The sequence below is a fragment of the Streptomyces mangrovi genome (assembly GCF_900114215.1).
In the GTDB taxonomy this organism is placed as follows: Bacteria; Actinomycetota; Actinomycetes; order Streptomycetales; family Streptomycetaceae; genus Streptomyces; species Streptomyces barkulensis.
Map to the genome: position 1 here is coordinate 26,248 of NZ_FOSG01000029.1, position 13,668 is coordinate 39,915.

Annotated in this window: 12 protein-coding genes; 11 read left to right on the forward strand and 1 reads right to left on the reverse strand. The window is 73.0% G+C overall.

Translation table 11 applies throughout. The annotated features are described in order from the left end of the window. The first annotated feature begins 118 nt into the window (after positions 1–118). The 5 genes from BM237_RS26660 to BM237_RS26680 all read left to right on the forward strand — a co-directional run bounded on the left by BM237_RS26660 (position 119) and on the right by BM237_RS26680 (position 5,847). A complete protein-coding gene (locus BM237_RS26660) occupies positions 119–1,240 on the forward strand; it encodes an epoxide hydrolase family protein (RefSeq protein ID WP_093852299.1) in 1,122 nt (373 codons plus the stop codon). Between the two features lie 93 nt (positions 1,241–1,333). Further along, the gene (locus tag BM237_RS26665) at positions 1,334–2,608 is read left to right on the forward strand and encodes a cytochrome P450 (RefSeq protein ID WP_093852300.1); all 1,275 of its coding nucleotides are present in this window, start codon (positions 1,334–1,336) and stop codon (positions 2,606–2,608) included. Continuing rightward, positions 2,605–3,642 carry an MDR family NADP-dependent oxidoreductase gene (locus BM237_RS26670; RefSeq protein ID WP_093852301.1) on the forward strand — a complete coding sequence of 346 codons (1,038 nt, stop codon included), beginning with the start codon at positions 2,605–2,607 and terminating at the stop codon, positions 3,640–3,642. Before BM237_RS26665 ends, BM237_RS26670 begins: the two co-directional genes overlap by 4 nt. 167 nt (positions 3,643–3,809) lie before the next feature. Continuing rightward, entirely contained in the window at positions 3,810–4,922 is a 1,113-nt protein-coding gene (locus tag BM237_RS26675) for a winged helix DNA-binding domain-containing protein (protein WP_093852302.1), read from the forward strand. Between the two features lie 166 nt (positions 4,923–5,088). Next, positions 5,089–5,847 carry an SDR family NAD(P)-dependent oxidoreductase gene (locus tag BM237_RS26680; protein WP_093852303.1) on the forward strand — a complete coding sequence of 253 codons (759 nt, stop codon included), beginning with the start codon at positions 5,089–5,091 and terminating at the stop codon, positions 5,845–5,847. Positions 5,848–5,916: 69 nt separating this feature from the next. On the opposite strand, the gene BM237_RS26685 is transcribed toward BM237_RS26680, so the two are convergent. Continuing rightward, entirely contained in the window at positions 5,917–6,615 is a 699-nt protein-coding gene (locus tag BM237_RS26685; protein ID WP_093852304.1) for a YczE/YyaS/YitT family protein, read from the reverse strand. Between the two features lie 736 nt (positions 6,616–7,351). On the opposite strand from BM237_RS26685, the gene BM237_RS26690 reads away from it, so the two are divergent. From BM237_RS26690 to BM237_RS26715, 6 genes are all read left to right on the forward strand, one after another. Beyond that, positions 7,352–7,945, forward strand: coding sequence for an NADPH-dependent FMN reductase (locus tag BM237_RS26690; RefSeq protein WP_093852305.1), 594 nt, complete (start codon positions 7,352–7,354; stop codon positions 7,943–7,945). Positions 7,946–8,186: 241 nt separating this feature from the next. Further along, positions 8,187–9,434, forward strand: a complete 1,248-nt coding sequence (locus tag BM237_RS26695) for an MFS transporter (RefSeq protein ID WP_093852306.1) — start codon at positions 8,187–8,189, stop codon at positions 9,432–9,434. 46 nt (positions 9,435–9,480) lie between these two features. Beyond that, positions 9,481–10,617 carry a nucleotide disphospho-sugar-binding domain-containing protein gene (locus tag BM237_RS26700; protein WP_093852307.1) on the forward strand — a complete coding sequence of 379 codons (1,137 nt, stop codon included), beginning with the start codon at positions 9,481–9,483 and terminating at the stop codon, positions 10,615–10,617. An 87-nt stretch (positions 10,618–10,704) separates the two neighbouring features. Continuing rightward, a complete protein-coding gene (locus BM237_RS26705; protein ID WP_093852308.1) occupies positions 10,705–11,655 on the forward strand; it encodes a hypothetical protein in 951 nt (316 codons plus the stop codon). A 252-nt stretch (positions 11,656–11,907) separates the two neighbouring features. Next, a complete protein-coding gene (locus BM237_RS26710) occupies positions 11,908–13,065 on the forward strand; it encodes a DegT/DnrJ/EryC1/StrS family aminotransferase (protein ID WP_093852309.1) in 1,158 nt (385 codons plus the stop codon). A 2-nt stretch (positions 13,066–13,067) separates the two neighbouring features. Next, complete coding sequence (locus BM237_RS26715) at positions 13,068–13,661, forward strand: dTDP-4-dehydrorhamnose 3,5-epimerase family protein (protein WP_093852310.1); 594 nt, start codon at positions 13,068–13,070, stop codon at positions 13,659–13,661. Positions 13,662–13,668 lie beyond the last annotated feature (7 nt).

The following is a 13,668-nucleotide window of genomic DNA, read 5'->3' on the forward strand; positions in this document are numbered from 1 at the left end:
CGTAGCGTGCGGCCCGTCCGGTGGAGCGGCTCGTCCCGGCCCGGCCGGCCAGTCAAGCCAGTCAAGCCAGTCAAACCAGCCCAGCCAGCCCAGCCAGCCCAGCCCTGGAGGAACGCCGATGAGCACGGCAGTGACGCCCTTCCGCGTAGCGGTCCCCGAGGCGGACCTCACCGACCTGAGGGAACGGCTGGCCAGGACCCGCTGGCCCGAGGCCGAGACCGTGGGCGACTGGTCCCAGGGCGTCCCCCTGGAGTACCTGGAGGAGCTGGCCGGCCACTGGCGTGACGGCTACGACTGGCGCGCGACCGAGGCGCGGCTGAACGCGCTGCCGCAGTTCCGCACGGAGATCGACGGCCTGGGCGTCCACTTCCTGCACGTGCGCTCCCCGCACCCGGACGCCATGCCGCTGCTGCTCAGCCACGGCTGGCCCGGCTCGGTCGTGGAGTTCCTGGACGTCGTCGGCGCGCTGACCGACCCCGAGGACCCGGCCGACGCCTTCCATGTGGTCTGCCCCTCCCTGCCGGGTTTCGCCTTCAGCGACAAGCCGGCCGAGGCGGGGTGGACGATCGAGCGCACCGCCGCCGCCTGGGACGAGCTGATGTCCCGGCTGGGCTACGGCCGCTACGCCGCGCACGGCACCGACTGGGGCTCGTTCCTCACCGCGATCCTCGGCGAGACCCGCCCGGAACGTCTGGCGGGCATCCACATCGCCATGCCCTTCGCGCGTCCGCCGCAGGAGCAGGTGGAGCTGGACGAACGGGACCTGGCCGGGCTGGCCGCGCTGAAGGAGTTCCAGCAGAGCGAGGGCGCGTACTCCGTCCTCCAGGCCACCCGCCCCCAGACCCTCGGCTACGGCCTGACGGACTCGCCGGCCGGGCAGCTGGCGTGGATGGTGGAGAAGTACTGGGCCTGGAGCGACCACGACGGCGACCTGGACAAGGTGATCCCCCGGGACCGGATCCTGGACGCGGTGTCGGTCGCCTGGTTCACCGCCACCGGCGCCTCCTCGGCCCGCGTCTACTGGGAGAGCCACAACAAGATGGCGCTGGGCCCGGTGGGCGTGCCCACCGCCTGTTCGCTGTTCCCCAAGGACGGCCGGATGCCGCGCGCCTGGTGCGAGGGCCGCTTCACCGATCTGCGCCGCTGGACCGACCACGACCGCGGCGGCCACTTCCCCGCCCTGGAGCAGCCCGAACTGCTCGTGGGCGAGCTGCGCTCCTTCTTCCGCCCGCTGCGCTGACGCCCGCCGCCCCGCCCCGGGCCGCGCACCGCACCCGCACCGCAGCCCACGCACCGCACCGCACCGCGAGCCGAGACCGCGAAAGGCGACGCCGTGACCGTCCACCAGGCCCCTGCCGGCACCTCATCCGAGGCCGCACACGCCCCCGAGCCCCTGCCCCCCTTCCCGTTCCCGGGATCGAGCTACCGGGGCCCCGCCCCCGTCTACGCGCGGCTGCGCGCCGAGCGGCCCGTCGTACGGGTGGGGACGGCCGGCGGCGGCCACGCCTGGCTGGTGACCCGGCACGCGGACGTACGGGCCGTGCTGGAGGACCCCCGGTTCAGCCGGGCCGCGATGTACGCACCCGGCGCCCCGCGCTTCAGCGGCCTGTTCCAGGCCCCGCCGGGCATGATCGTCTCCCTCGACCCGCCCGACCACACCCGGCTGCGCGCCCTGGCCTCCCAGGCGTTCTCGCCCGGGCGGATCGAGGGCATGCGGCCGCGGGTGCGCGAGCTGGCCGGCGGGCTGCTGCGGGACCTGGAACCGGAGGCGGACCGGGGCGGACCGGTGGACCTGGTGGCGCGGTTCGCCGCCCCGCTGGCGATGGCCGTCATCTGCGAACTGCTGGGCGTGCCCGGGGAGGACCGCGGACGGTTCCACACCTGGGTGCGGCGGTTCGCCGACCTGTCGGCGCCCGAGGAGCAGGCGGTGGAGGCCCGCGAGAGCCTCGGTGCCTACATCGCCTCCCTCGTGACCGCCAAGCGCGCCGCCCCCGCCGATGACGTCCTGTCGGCTCTCACCACCGCCCGGCTCGGGGAGGACCGGCTGAGCGAGGAGGAGCTGATCGGCCTCGGGTACACCCTGCTGGGCGCCGGATTCGACTCCTCGGCCGGGCAGATCGCCAACTTCACCCTCACCCTGCTCGCCCACCACCCGAAGCTGTGGCGCCGGCTGGGCGAACACCCCGGGGAGGTGCCGGCGGCCGTCGAGGAGCTGCTGCGCACCGTCAACCTCAACGCGGACGACACCTCCGGCCTGCCCAGGCTCGCCACCGAGGACGTGGCCGTCGGCGGGACGGTCGTCCCCGCGGGCGACGCGGTGTTCGTCTCCTTCGCCTCCGCCAACCGCGACGAGGCGGTCTTCGCCGACCCCGGACACCTCGACCCCTCCCGCGCGGACAACCCGCACCTGGCGTTCGGGCACGGCATCCACCGCTGCCTGGGCGCTCCCCTGGCCCGCCTCGAACTCTCCGTGGCGCTGGAGGAGCTGACCCGCCGCTTTCCCGGGGCGCGGCTCGCCGTGCCCGCCGCCGAGGTCCCCTGGCGGACCGGCGACGTCAACCACAACCCGCTCACCCTCCCTGTGGAACTGCGAAGGAGCACCTCATGAGCACCGCCGTCCTGCCCGACGCCCTGCCCGCCACCAGCCTCGAAGTGCGGCTGGCCGCCTACCCGGACCCCGAGGGCGAGGTCACCCTCGACCACTTCGCCATGGGCGAGAGCGAACTGTCCGAGCCCGGCGAGGGCCAGGTCGTCGTCCGCAACGACTGGATGACCCTGGGCTCGGTCGCCCGCGACCAGATGAACCCGGCCACGAAGCTGCCGATCCCGGTCTTCCAGCCGGGGGTGGCGATGTGGGGCCGCACCGTCGGCACGGTCGTGCGCTCCAGCAGCCCCGACCTGGCCGTCGGCGACCTCGTCGAGCACTTCTCCGGCTGGCGGCAGTACGCGGTCGGCTCCGCGCAGGAGTTCTTCCGCCGCGACCGCGACCTGCTGCCCGGCCCGGAGTACTTCCTCTCCCAGGGCCCCACCGCCTGGCACGGGATGGTCGACACCGTCGGCGCCGGCGAGGGCGAGACGGTCTTCGTCTCCGGCGCCACCAACGGCGTCGGCGCGCTGGCCGGGCAGATCGCGAAGCTGCGCGGCGCGAAGCGCGTCATCGGGAGCACCGGTTCCCGGGAGAAGATCGACTTCCTGGTGAAGGAGATCGGCTTCGACGCCGCCTTCGACTACCACGACGGCCCGGTGGCCGAGCAGCTCGCCGAACTGGCCCCCGACGGCCTGGACGTGGTCTTCGACAACGTGGGCGGCGAGCAGTTCGAGGCGGCCGTCCGACTCGCCAACCGCGGCGCCCGGTTCGCCCTGTGCGGCGCGCTCGCCGGGCAGCACGGCGGGGACGGCGGCAGCCCGCGCCTGCCGCTGATGACCGCGATCAGCCGGGACCTGTCGTTCCGCGGCTTCGCCACCCTCCACACCCCCGACCAGATCGACGGCTGGAACGAGCGGTTCGGCGCATGGCTGAGGGAGGGCCGCATCGTCTTCCCGCACACGGTCGTCGACGGCGGGGTGGAGGCGCTGCCGCAGGCGTTCGTGGATCTGCTCCGGCGCCGCTACAGCGGTACGGTCCTGGTCAAGCTGTCCTGAACCTCCGCCCGCCCTCCCCGAACCCCCCACCGCGCGGCGGTGCTCCCGCGACGTGTAAGGACGTCGCGGGAGCACCGCCGCGCGTTCGCCGTACCACCGAAGCCGCACCGCCACAGCCCGTACCACCGAAGCCGTACCACCAGCCGTACCACCGGAGAGGAACCCCTATGACGAACGGAACGCCGAGCGTGCTGGACCGGCGAGCGCTCAACCGGGCGCTGCTGGCACGGCAGTGGCTGCTGGAGCGCACCACCGCCTCCGCGTCCGACGTCCTGGAGCATCTGGTCGGTATGCAGGCCCAGGCCCCCAACCCGCCCTATCTGGGCCTGTGGACCCGCATCGCCGGCTTCCGCCTGGACGATCTGGCCACACTGGTCAGACAGCGGCGGGCGGTACGCCTGGTGCTGATGCGCAGCACCATCCACCTGGCCACCGCACGCGACTGCCTGGCCCTGCGCCCGGTGCTGCACACCTCCCTGACCCGCGGTCTGAACAGTTCCTTCGGACGTCAGCTGACCGGGCTGGACCTCGCCGAGGTGGCCGCCGAGGGCCGGCGCCTGGTGGAGTCCGAGCCCCTGACCCTGGGCGAGCTGGGCAAACGGCTGGCCGAGCGGTGGCCGGACCGGGACGCCTTCGCCCTGGCCAACGTCGTACGCGCCCTGGAGCCGCTGGTGCAGGTGCCGCCGCGCGGCCTGTGGGGCGAGAGCGGGCAGGCCGCGCACACCACCGCCGAGGCCTGGCTGGGCGAGCCGCTGTCCACCGACGACTCGGCGCGTCAGGTGGTGCGGCGCTATCTGGCGGCGTTCGGCCCGGCCACGGCCGCGGACATGCAGACCTGGTCCGGCATGACCCGGATGGCCGCGGTCTTCAAGGACCTCCGCCCCGAACTGGCCGTCTTCCGCGACGAGAAGGGCCGGGAGCTCTTCGACCTCCCGAACGCCCCGCGCCCCGGCCCCGACGTCCCGGCGCCCGTCCGCCTGCTGCCGGAGTTCGACAACGTCCTGCTCTCCCACGCCGACCGCACCCGGATCCTCACCGACGAACAGCGCCGGCTGATCATCACCCGCAACGGCCTGGTGAAGTCCACCTTCCTGGTGGACGGTTTCGTGGCCGGGACCTGGCGGATCGACCGGAGGAAGAAGGCGGCCACGCTGGTCCTCGAACCCTTCGCCGCGCTGAAGGCCGCGGACCGCGAGGCGCTCGCCGGGGAGGCCGAGCGCCTGCTCGCCGCGGCCGCCGACGACGCCGGCGCCCGCGACATCCGCTTCGAGGCCCCCTGACCGTCCGGCGCCCGGCCGTCCGCTCCCCCGCCCTCCGGCCGGGCTCGACCGGCGGTGCAGCGGCCCGGGCTGTACTGGCCGCCGACCGCACCCGGCCCGTCCAACCGGCCGTCCAACCGGCCGTCCGACCGGCCGACCACCCATCCGGCCCAGACAGGGAGCACGCATGTCGGACAAGCCCTTCGCCGATCAGACCGTCGTCGTCACCGGAGGCGGGACCGGCATCGGCCGGTCCGCCGCCCTGGCCTTCGCCGACCTCGGCGCGAAGCACGTGGTCGTCACCGGCCGCCGCGCCGAGCGCCTGGCGGAGGTCGCCGCCCTGCACCCCGCCGTCGTCACGGTGACCGCCGACGTCCGCGAGGAGACGGGGGCCGAGGCCGTGGCCGCCGCCGTCACCGAACTCGGTGGAACGGTGGACGTCCTGGTCCACAACGCGGGCGTCTTCCGCTTCAGCCCGCTGGAGGCCCTGTCCGCCCAGACCGTCCGCGAGGTCGTGGACATCAATCTGGTCGGACCGCTGCTGCTCACCGGGAAGCTGCTGCCGATGCTGCGCTCCCCCGGGGGCGGCATCGTGCTGGTCTCCAGCCGCGCGGGCCACAACGCCTCCCCGGGCTCCTCGGTCTACGCCGCGAGCAAGGCGGGCGTCCACAGCCTCACCCGCAGCTGGGCGGCCGAGCTGGCGCCGAAGGGCATCCGCGTCAACGCGGTCGCCCCGGGCTTCGTCCGCACCGAGGCGTACGCGGCCAACGGGCTGGGCCCGGAGCAGGTGGAGGGCCTGTTCGAGGGTGTGAAGCACCAGGTGCCGCTGGGCCGCGTCGGCGAGACCGACGACGTCACCCCCTGGATCACCCGCCTCGCCGAGCCCTCCAGCTCCCTGGTGACGGGCCAGATCATCACCCTCGACGGCGGCATGGACGTCGCCTGACCGCCGTTCCGGGCCCCGCGCGGAGCGCGGGGCCCGGAGGACTGGAGCGCGGAGCGCGGGGGCGTGCGCTCAGCGGGCGCTGCCCAGGACCGGCCGCAGGGGGCGGGACGATCCGGCCGCGGGAGCGGCCAGGCCGTGGTTGGTCAGCTTCAGGACCCGCGCGTTGAAGGCCATGAAGGGCTGGATCAGTCCGTCGACGAAGACCAGGAAGGCCAGGGTCCCCACGCCGACCGGACCGCCCAGCAGCCAGCCCAGGGTGAGCAGTACCGCCTCGACCCCGACCTTCGCCGCCCAGAACGGCACTCCCATGCGCTGGTGGAGCGAGATGACGATGAGGTCCATGGCGCGTATCCCGGTGCCGCTCATGATGATCAGGCCCGACCCGTAGGCGCACAGCAGCACCGCCAGGGCCAGCGCGGGCACCGGCCGGATCCACTGCGGGTCGGCGAGCCGCATCAGGTCGATGAGGCTGCCGCAGAGCAGGAACGTCACGAACGGCATCACCACCGGGCGGCGGCGGTTCCACACCGACCACAGGGCGACGCAGACCGCGGCGATCATCGCCTGGGCCAGCCCGATGGTCAGCGGTACGTGTTCCAGGATCCCCAGGGAGAGGACGTCGAGGGGGTCGACGCCCAGTCCCGAGTGGATGAACAGCGTGGCGCCGGAGGCGAAGACCACGCAGCCCGCCAGGTAGAGGGCGTAGCGGGGGAGTCTCCCGCGCAGTCCCGTGTCGGAGGGACGTGCGGGGGTGAGCGGATGCGACATGACACCGGTCCCTTGGTCGGTCGGTCACGGGGAGGCGGGCCGCGGACGGCCCGAAGGTGTGGGCAGGGCACGGCGGCCCCGGGGAGCGGGCCTCGGCGGCCCCGCCCACGCCAAGTAAACTACACGGTGCAGTTCCCTCTGTGAACCGCACATTTTCGGCCGACCGGCCTCCACCCCCAGTGGACCCCGCACCTCCGGCGGACCCCGGCCCCCGACCGGCCCCGGCCGGCCCCCCGAGAATCTCGCGGAGAATTTGAGAGAATCTGACGTCGATTGACACGGATTTGATGAATCTAATTTTCCTGACACAGGTTTGCGGTCGTCCCCGGCGAATACCCTTGACGCGGCACGACCCACCCGAAGAACCTGTCCACTAGGTTCCCTTGCTCTGTACCCCGGCCGTTCGGACACCGCACGGGCCGTCCCCGGCGGGAAATCCCGCCGATCCCGCTCCACCGTTTCCCGGAGGGGATCCTTCCATCCTCCGTGCAGGCCGGCGCGGGAGCACTGCGCCCTCGGCCCGGCCGGACGCCCGCCCCGGAAACGGCCGACCGGCGAAAACACCCGGGCGCCGCCGCGGTCCGCACATCCGAACTGCAATTCTTCGTCAGATTTCTTGTTGAATCCGATCGCATCCGAAGAGAATTACTGCTGTGCTCGCAACCTCCTTTTCGGTGGTTGCGCAACGGAGCGCCACATCGAGGCAGCCTGCCCTGCCAGAAACCCGGAGTGGAATATGTCGGAAGATGCCGTCAAGCTGGCCGTCATCATCGGGAGCGTGCGCGGTGGACGGTTCGGGCCGACCGTGGCCCGATGGTTCGCGGGCCAGGCCGAGAAGCACGGCGGCGTGAGCGTCGATCTGATCGACCTCGTGGACCACCCGCTGCCGCTGGCCATGCCGCCCTTCGGCGAGGAGCCGGACGCCGGGACGAAGGAGGTCTACGAGGGCCTCCGCGTGCGGCTCGAGGCCGCGGACGCGTTCGTGGTCGTGACGCCCGAGTACAACCACACCACCTCCCCCGTCCTGAAGAACACCATCGACTGGTACCTGGACGAGTGGAAGGCCAAGCCGGTGGGCCTGGTCTCCTACGGCGGCATGGGCGGCGGCCTGCGCGCCGCCGAGCACCTGCGGCAGATCTTCGCCGAGGTCCACGCGCTCACGGTGCGCGACATGCTCAGCTTCCACAACGCCTGGGACAAGTTCGAGCAGGACGGCAGGCCGGTCAGCCCCGAGGGCAGCGAGCCCGCGGCCAAGGCCCTCCTCGACCAGCTCCTGTGGTGGGGACGGACGCTGCGCGAGGCACGTGCCAGGACCCCCTACACCGGCTGACGCGCCGCACCGGCCGACCCCCCGCACCGGCTGACGCCGGCCGCCCGGCGGCCGGGCGGCGCGGAGCCGCCCGGGCCCCCTCCCCTCCGGGCCGGGCACCGCCCCCCGGCCGCCGGGCGCGGGTCTCCCCGACTCGTTCGCCCCTCCGGCACCACGGCACGTTCCCGGGTTGACTTGAAGTTACGTTCAAGTTGGAGGGTCTGTATCGGCGTACCCACCGCTCACCGAATGGAGCCCTTCGATGAACCCTCCCGAGGAAGGCCGGAGCGTAGGCCGCCCGGCCCCACTGGTCATACTGCTGCTCGCGTCGACCCTCACCATCATGGCCGGTGCCGTCGTCGCGCCCGTGCTGGAGGTCATACGCAGCGACCTCGGCGTGGGCGGTACCGCCGCGGGTCTCATCATCACCACCCACGGCCTCGCCACCGCCCTGGCCAGCCCGCTGGCGGGATGGCTGATCGACCGCTGGGGAGTGCGCGCCCCGCTGGCCGGAGGGCTCGTCCTGTACGGCGTGGCGGGCGGCGCCGGAATGTTCACCGAGTCCTACGCCGCGCTGATCGCCAGCCGGTTCGTCTTCGGCCTGGGCGCCGCGGCGGTCTTCACCGGCACGACGGTCGCCCTGCTCGCCTACTACCGGGGAACGGCGCGCGACAAGGTGATGGGCTGGCGGTCCACCGCCATCAGCCTGGGCGGCGTCGCCTGGCCGCTCCTGGCCGGCGCCCTCGGCGAGTTCTCCTGGCACACCCCCTTCGCCATCTACACCCTCGGCATCCCGCTCGGCCTGGCCACGCTGCTGGTGCTGCCGCGCGCCGCCGCCGAGACCGACCGGGACGAGAAGGGCGGCGGCATCCTGCCGCTGCTGCGCCGCCGTCCCGCGATCCTGGGGTACTACGCCATGCTGATCGTGGCGTCCCTGCTGCTGTACAGCCTGGCCGTGTTCGCCCCGATCCGGCTGGGCGAGGTCGGCGTCCGGGCGCCGTTCGTCGTGGCCCTCATCAGCATGGCCAACTCCGTCGCCATGACCCTGGTCGGCCTCGCCTACGCCAAGGCCCGGGCGGGCCTGGGCTACCGCAGGCTGCTCCAGCTCGTCGCACTGCTGTGGGTGACCGCCTTCGCGATCATGTCCACCACCGGATCGCCCGTGCTGATCGCGGTCGCCATGGGTCTGTTCGGTCTGGGCATGGGACTGCAGATGCCCGCCGTGACCGTGCTCATCGGGGACTCGGCCCCGCCGGACCTGCGCGGTCAGGCGACCGCGCTGTCGGGCACCGCCAGCTTCGCCGGCCAGTTCGTCTCGCCCCTGCTGCTGGGGCCGCTGGTCGACACCACATCGGTCAGGACCGGATACCTGGCCGCCACCGGCATCGCGCTGGTCCTGCTGATCGTCCTCCTGGTCGTCAGGCTGAACGACCCCGGCGAGAACGCCGGGGAGCAGGACGTCCCGAAGGACTCCGCGGTGCCGGCCGCCGGAACCACCAAGGAGGCGTAGCAGCCCGCCGCGGCGCCGCCGACCACCGCGAGACCTGGAGGAGATAGTGAGAGCACTGTTCATCGGCGCCGGGAGTCCCGCGATCGTCTTCGGACTGGTGCCGCTGGCGAACGCGCTGCGCAGCGGCGGACACGAGGTCTTCATGGCCGCGAACGAACCGATGATGCCCTCGGTGTCGGGCAACGGGATCCCCGCGGTCTCCATGGCCGAGCACGACATCTGGCACTACGTGTGGACCGACCGGAACGGCAACCCCCGGACGTTCGTCAAGGGCTTCGAGGAGGAGATGCGCTTCACCGGGGGCTGGTTCGCCCACCTGGGGGCCGAGGGCTACGCCACGCTCCGCGAGTTCACCGGGCAGTGGCGGCCGGACATCGTGGTCGGCGGCACGATGTGCTACGCGGCGCCGCTGATCGCCGCCCGTCTGGGGGTGCCGTACATACGGGTCGCCTGGGACTCGGGCGACTGGCGGTGGACGGACGAGGGGGCGCTGCCGGTCCTGGAGCCCGAACTGCGCGAGCTGGGACTGGACCGGATACCGGAACCGGACCTGCGCATCGAGATCTACCCGCCGAGCCTCACCCCGCCCGACGCCTTCCCCGACGCGCAGCTCATGCGCTGGACCCCGGGCAACCTGCAGCGGAAGGCCGAGCCGTGGATGTACTCCCGGCCCGAACGCCCCCGGGTGTGCCTGACGGCCGGCAGCCGGGCGAGCCGCGAGCGGAGCCTGGAGTTCCTGCGGGGACTGGCCGAGCGGATCGCCCCGCTGGACGTGGAGATCGTCATCCCCGCCCCGGAGGAGCTGGCGTCCGAACTGCGCCGGGTGCTCCCCGGCGTCCGCACCGGCTGGCTGCCGCTGGACGTCGTGGTCCCCACCTGCGACCTGGTGGTCCACCACGCCGGGGGCGCCACCACCATGACGGCCATGAGCGCGGGCGTCCCCCAGCTCGTCGTCTCCGAGACCCTCGCCTTCCTGCCCCCGGTGCGACGGCTGGCCGACTACGGGGCGGCGATCTCGCTGGCGCCCGACGACGCCACGGACGAGGCCGTCGCCACCGCGTGCCGCGAGCTGCTCTCCGAGCCCTCCTACCGGGAGCGGGCGGGGGCGCTCGCCCGGGAGCTCGCCGAGCTGCCGCCGCCTTCGGAGTTCGTCCCGCAGCTGGAGAAGCTGGCCGCGCGCTGAGCCGCCCGCGGGCCACGCGCAGGCCCCGTCCAAGCCCGTCCAAGCCCGTCCAAGACCTGTTCAAGACCCCATCCGAGGAGGCATCTGGTGCACAAACGCTTACTGCGCCGCGTCTGGGCCGGTGTGCTCGGCGGTGTCCTGCTGGCCGTCTCCCAGACGGCTCCCGCGGCGGCGGCCCCGGAGCAGCTGCCCGTCCGGGCCCGGGCCGGTGCGCCGGCCTGGGCCGGGACGCAGCACGGCACCCTGGACAGCCGCGTCCTGGAGATCCACTCCACCGCGGACGGCATGTCCGCGCCGAGCACCGCGACCCCGGGCCCGACCACCTTCCGCACGACGACGACGCAGGACTTCACCGGCTGGGTCGGCCTGGCCCGCCCCCACGAGGGAGTCCCGTGGGAGGAGCTCCGGGCCGCGATCGGCAAGGTCATCTCGACGGACCCCGAGGCCATCATCAGCGGCAGCGGGGAACTGGAGGCGGCCGGAACGCTGCTCGGCGGCACGGTGGTCTACCCCGACCTGCCGGCGTCCTTCACCCAGATCCTCCGGCCGGGGACCTACTTCCTCTTCGACTACCACCACGTCAACTCCCCCGAACCGCGGGTACAGAGGCTCGTGGTCTCCGGGGCGTTCTCGGGACGCGTCCCGAGCGCCTCGGCGACGCTGACCGCCACGATGGACGGCGGCGAGCCCCGCTTCACCGTCTCGGGCACCGTGCGGGCCGGCCGGCCGATCCTGTTCCGCAACCACATGCCCGCCCGGCAGCTCGCGGAGGCCGTGGTCTTCCCGCTGGAGGAAGGGGTCACCGAGGAGGACCTGGTGGCCTGGTTCGACCAGTTCGGCGACCACGGCCGGTTCCCGGACGACCCGGGGCCGCTCGGCAACGGCCCGGGCGCCCTCCCGCTCTCCCCCGGCCACTCCCAGGTGGTGGAGCTGCCGCTGGAGCCGGGACCGCACGTGGTGATCAACTGGTTCAAGGACGCCGAGGACGGCGTGATGTTCCTCAAGAAGGGTCAGTACAAGATCTTCGAGGTGCGCTGACCGACGGCGGACGTCTCCGGTCCCCACGGGGCCGCGGCCACTGGCCGCGGCCCCGCTCGTGTTTCCGCCCCCGGTTCGGCTCGTCCTCCCGTCCGTCCTCCCGTCCGTCTTCCCGTCCGTGGTTCTTGGCCGTGTCCCGCACGCGTTCCCGCACGCGTCCCCGCGGCGCCGCGGCGCGGCCCGCGCCGTACCGGCCCGCCGCACCACCGAGCGCCTCGCCCGGAGGGCGGGGCCCACCCCTCAAGGAGAGGCATGATCAACGTATTCCAGCCCAGTCTGGGCGAGAAGGAACTAGCAGCTGTCGCGGAGGTGTTCGAGAGCAACTGGCTCGGGCACGGGCCGCGCACCAAGGCCTTCGAGTCGGAGTTCGCCGCGCACATCGGGGCGGACCCCGAGCAGGTCGTCTTCATCAACTCGTGCACCGCCGGGCTCTTCCTCGCCACCGAGCTGCTGGAGCTCGGCCCCGGTGACGACGTGGTCATGCCCTCGGTCAGCTTCGTCGCCGCCGCCAACGCCGTCGCCGCCACCGGGGCGCGCCCCGTCTTCTGCGACGTGGACCCGCGCACCCTCAACCCGACCGCCGCCCAGGTCGAGAGCGCGCTGACCGCCCGCACCAAGGCGGTGCTGGTGCTGCACTACGGCGGGTACCCGGGCGACATCGCCGCCATCGCGGAGCTCTGCCGCGCACGCGGGGTCAAGCTCGTGGAGGACGCCGCCTGCGCCGTGGCCTCCCGCGCCGGCGAAACCGCCTGCGGCACCTTCGGCGACCTGGCCGTGTGGAGCTTCGACTCCATGAAGGTGCTGGTCACCGGGGACGGCGGCGCCTTCTACGCCCGCGACCCGGAACTCGCGCGCCGGGCCCGCACCCTGGCGTACCACGGTCTGGAGCAGTCCAGCGGCTTCTCCGCGGCGAAGGTGTCCCACCGCTGGTGGGAGCTGAACGTGCGGAACTTCGGCCGGCGGATCATCGGCAACGACGTCACCGCGGCCATCGGCAGCGTCCAGCTCGGGCGGCTGCCGGAGAACATCGCCCGGCGGCGCGAGGTCGCCGAGACCTACGACCGGCTGCTGTCCGACGCCGCGGGCGTGCGCCTGCCCCCGCCGCTGCCCGAGGGGCACACCGGCTCCTACTACTTCTACTGGGTGCGGCTCGACCCGGCCGTCCGCGACCAAGTCGCCGCCGACCTGCTGGACCGGGGGATCTACACGACCTTCCGCTACCCGCCGCTGCACAGGGTGCCCGCCTACGGGGCGACCCACCTCCGGCTGCCCGGCGCCGAGGAGGCCGCCGAGACCACGCTGCTGCTGCCGCTGCACCAGGGGCTCGACGACACGGACGTGCGGACGGTGGCCGACGAGCTGCGCAAGGCCGTGGAGAACCGGTCGGCGGACCCGGCCGGCGGGGAGTAGCCGTGCGCGTCGAGGAGACCGCCGTCCCCGGGTCGTACGTCGTCACGCCCGAGCAGCTCCACGACCGGCGCGGCAACTTCTACGAGGGACTGCGCACCGATCTCCTGGAGGAGGTCCTGGGGCATCCGTTCACGCCCCGGCAGATCAACTACTCCACCTCCCGCCGCAACACCCTGCGCGGCATCCACGGTGTGGCCCGCCCTCCCGGCCAGGCCAAGTACGTCACCTGCGTACGGGGAGCGCTGCGCGACATCGTGGTCGACCTGCGGGTGGGCTCCCCCACGTTCGGCCGGTACTCCGTGCGGGAGCTGGACGCCGCGTCGGGCCGGGCGGTCTACGTGCCCGAGGGCGTCGGCCACGGCTTCCTGGCACTGACCGACGACACCTGCATCTGCTACGTGCTGTCCAGCACCTATGTGCCCGGCACGCAGATAGACATCAACCCACTGGATCCTGATCTCGCGCTGCCCTGGGGGTTCACGGAACCGCCCCTGCTGTCGGACAAGGACGCCGAGGCGCCCTCCGTGGCACAGGCGCTGTCGGCCGGGCTGCTGGCCCGCCGGCAGGAGGACAGCCCCCGCCGCGTACCGCTGTGAGGAGAGA

What these genes read in the sequence shown, in the direction of transcription:
- BM237_RS26660 (WP_093852299.1), top strand. Translation starts at nt 119, where the DNA reads ATGAGCACGGCAGTGACGCCCTTCCGCGTAGCGGTCCCCGAGGCGGAC.
- BM237_RS26670 (WP_093852301.1), top strand. Translation starts at nt 2,605, where the DNA reads ATGAGCACCGCCGTCCTGCCCGACGCCCTGCCCGCCACCAGCCTCGAA.
- BM237_RS26675 (WP_093852302.1), top strand. Translation starts at nt 3,810, where the DNA reads ATGACGAACGGAACGCCGAGCGTGCTGGACCGGCGAGCGCTCAACCGG.
- BM237_RS26680 (WP_093852303.1), top strand. Translation starts at nt 5,089, where the DNA reads ATGTCGGACAAGCCCTTCGCCGATCAGACCGTCGTCGTCACCGGAGGC.
- BM237_RS26685 (WP_093852304.1), bottom strand. Translation starts at nt 6,615, where the DNA reads ATGTCGCATCCGCTCACCCCCGCACGTCCCTCCGACACGGGACTGCGC.
- BM237_RS26690 (WP_093852305.1), top strand. Translation starts at nt 7,352, where the DNA reads ATGTCGGAAGATGCCGTCAAGCTGGCCGTCATCATCGGGAGCGTGCGC.
- BM237_RS26695 (WP_093852306.1), top strand. Translation starts at nt 8,187, where the DNA reads ATGAACCCTCCCGAGGAAGGCCGGAGCGTAGGCCGCCCGGCCCCACTG.
- BM237_RS26710 (WP_093852309.1), top strand. Translation starts at nt 11,908, where the DNA reads ATGATCAACGTATTCCAGCCCAGTCTGGGCGAGAAGGAACTAGCAGCT.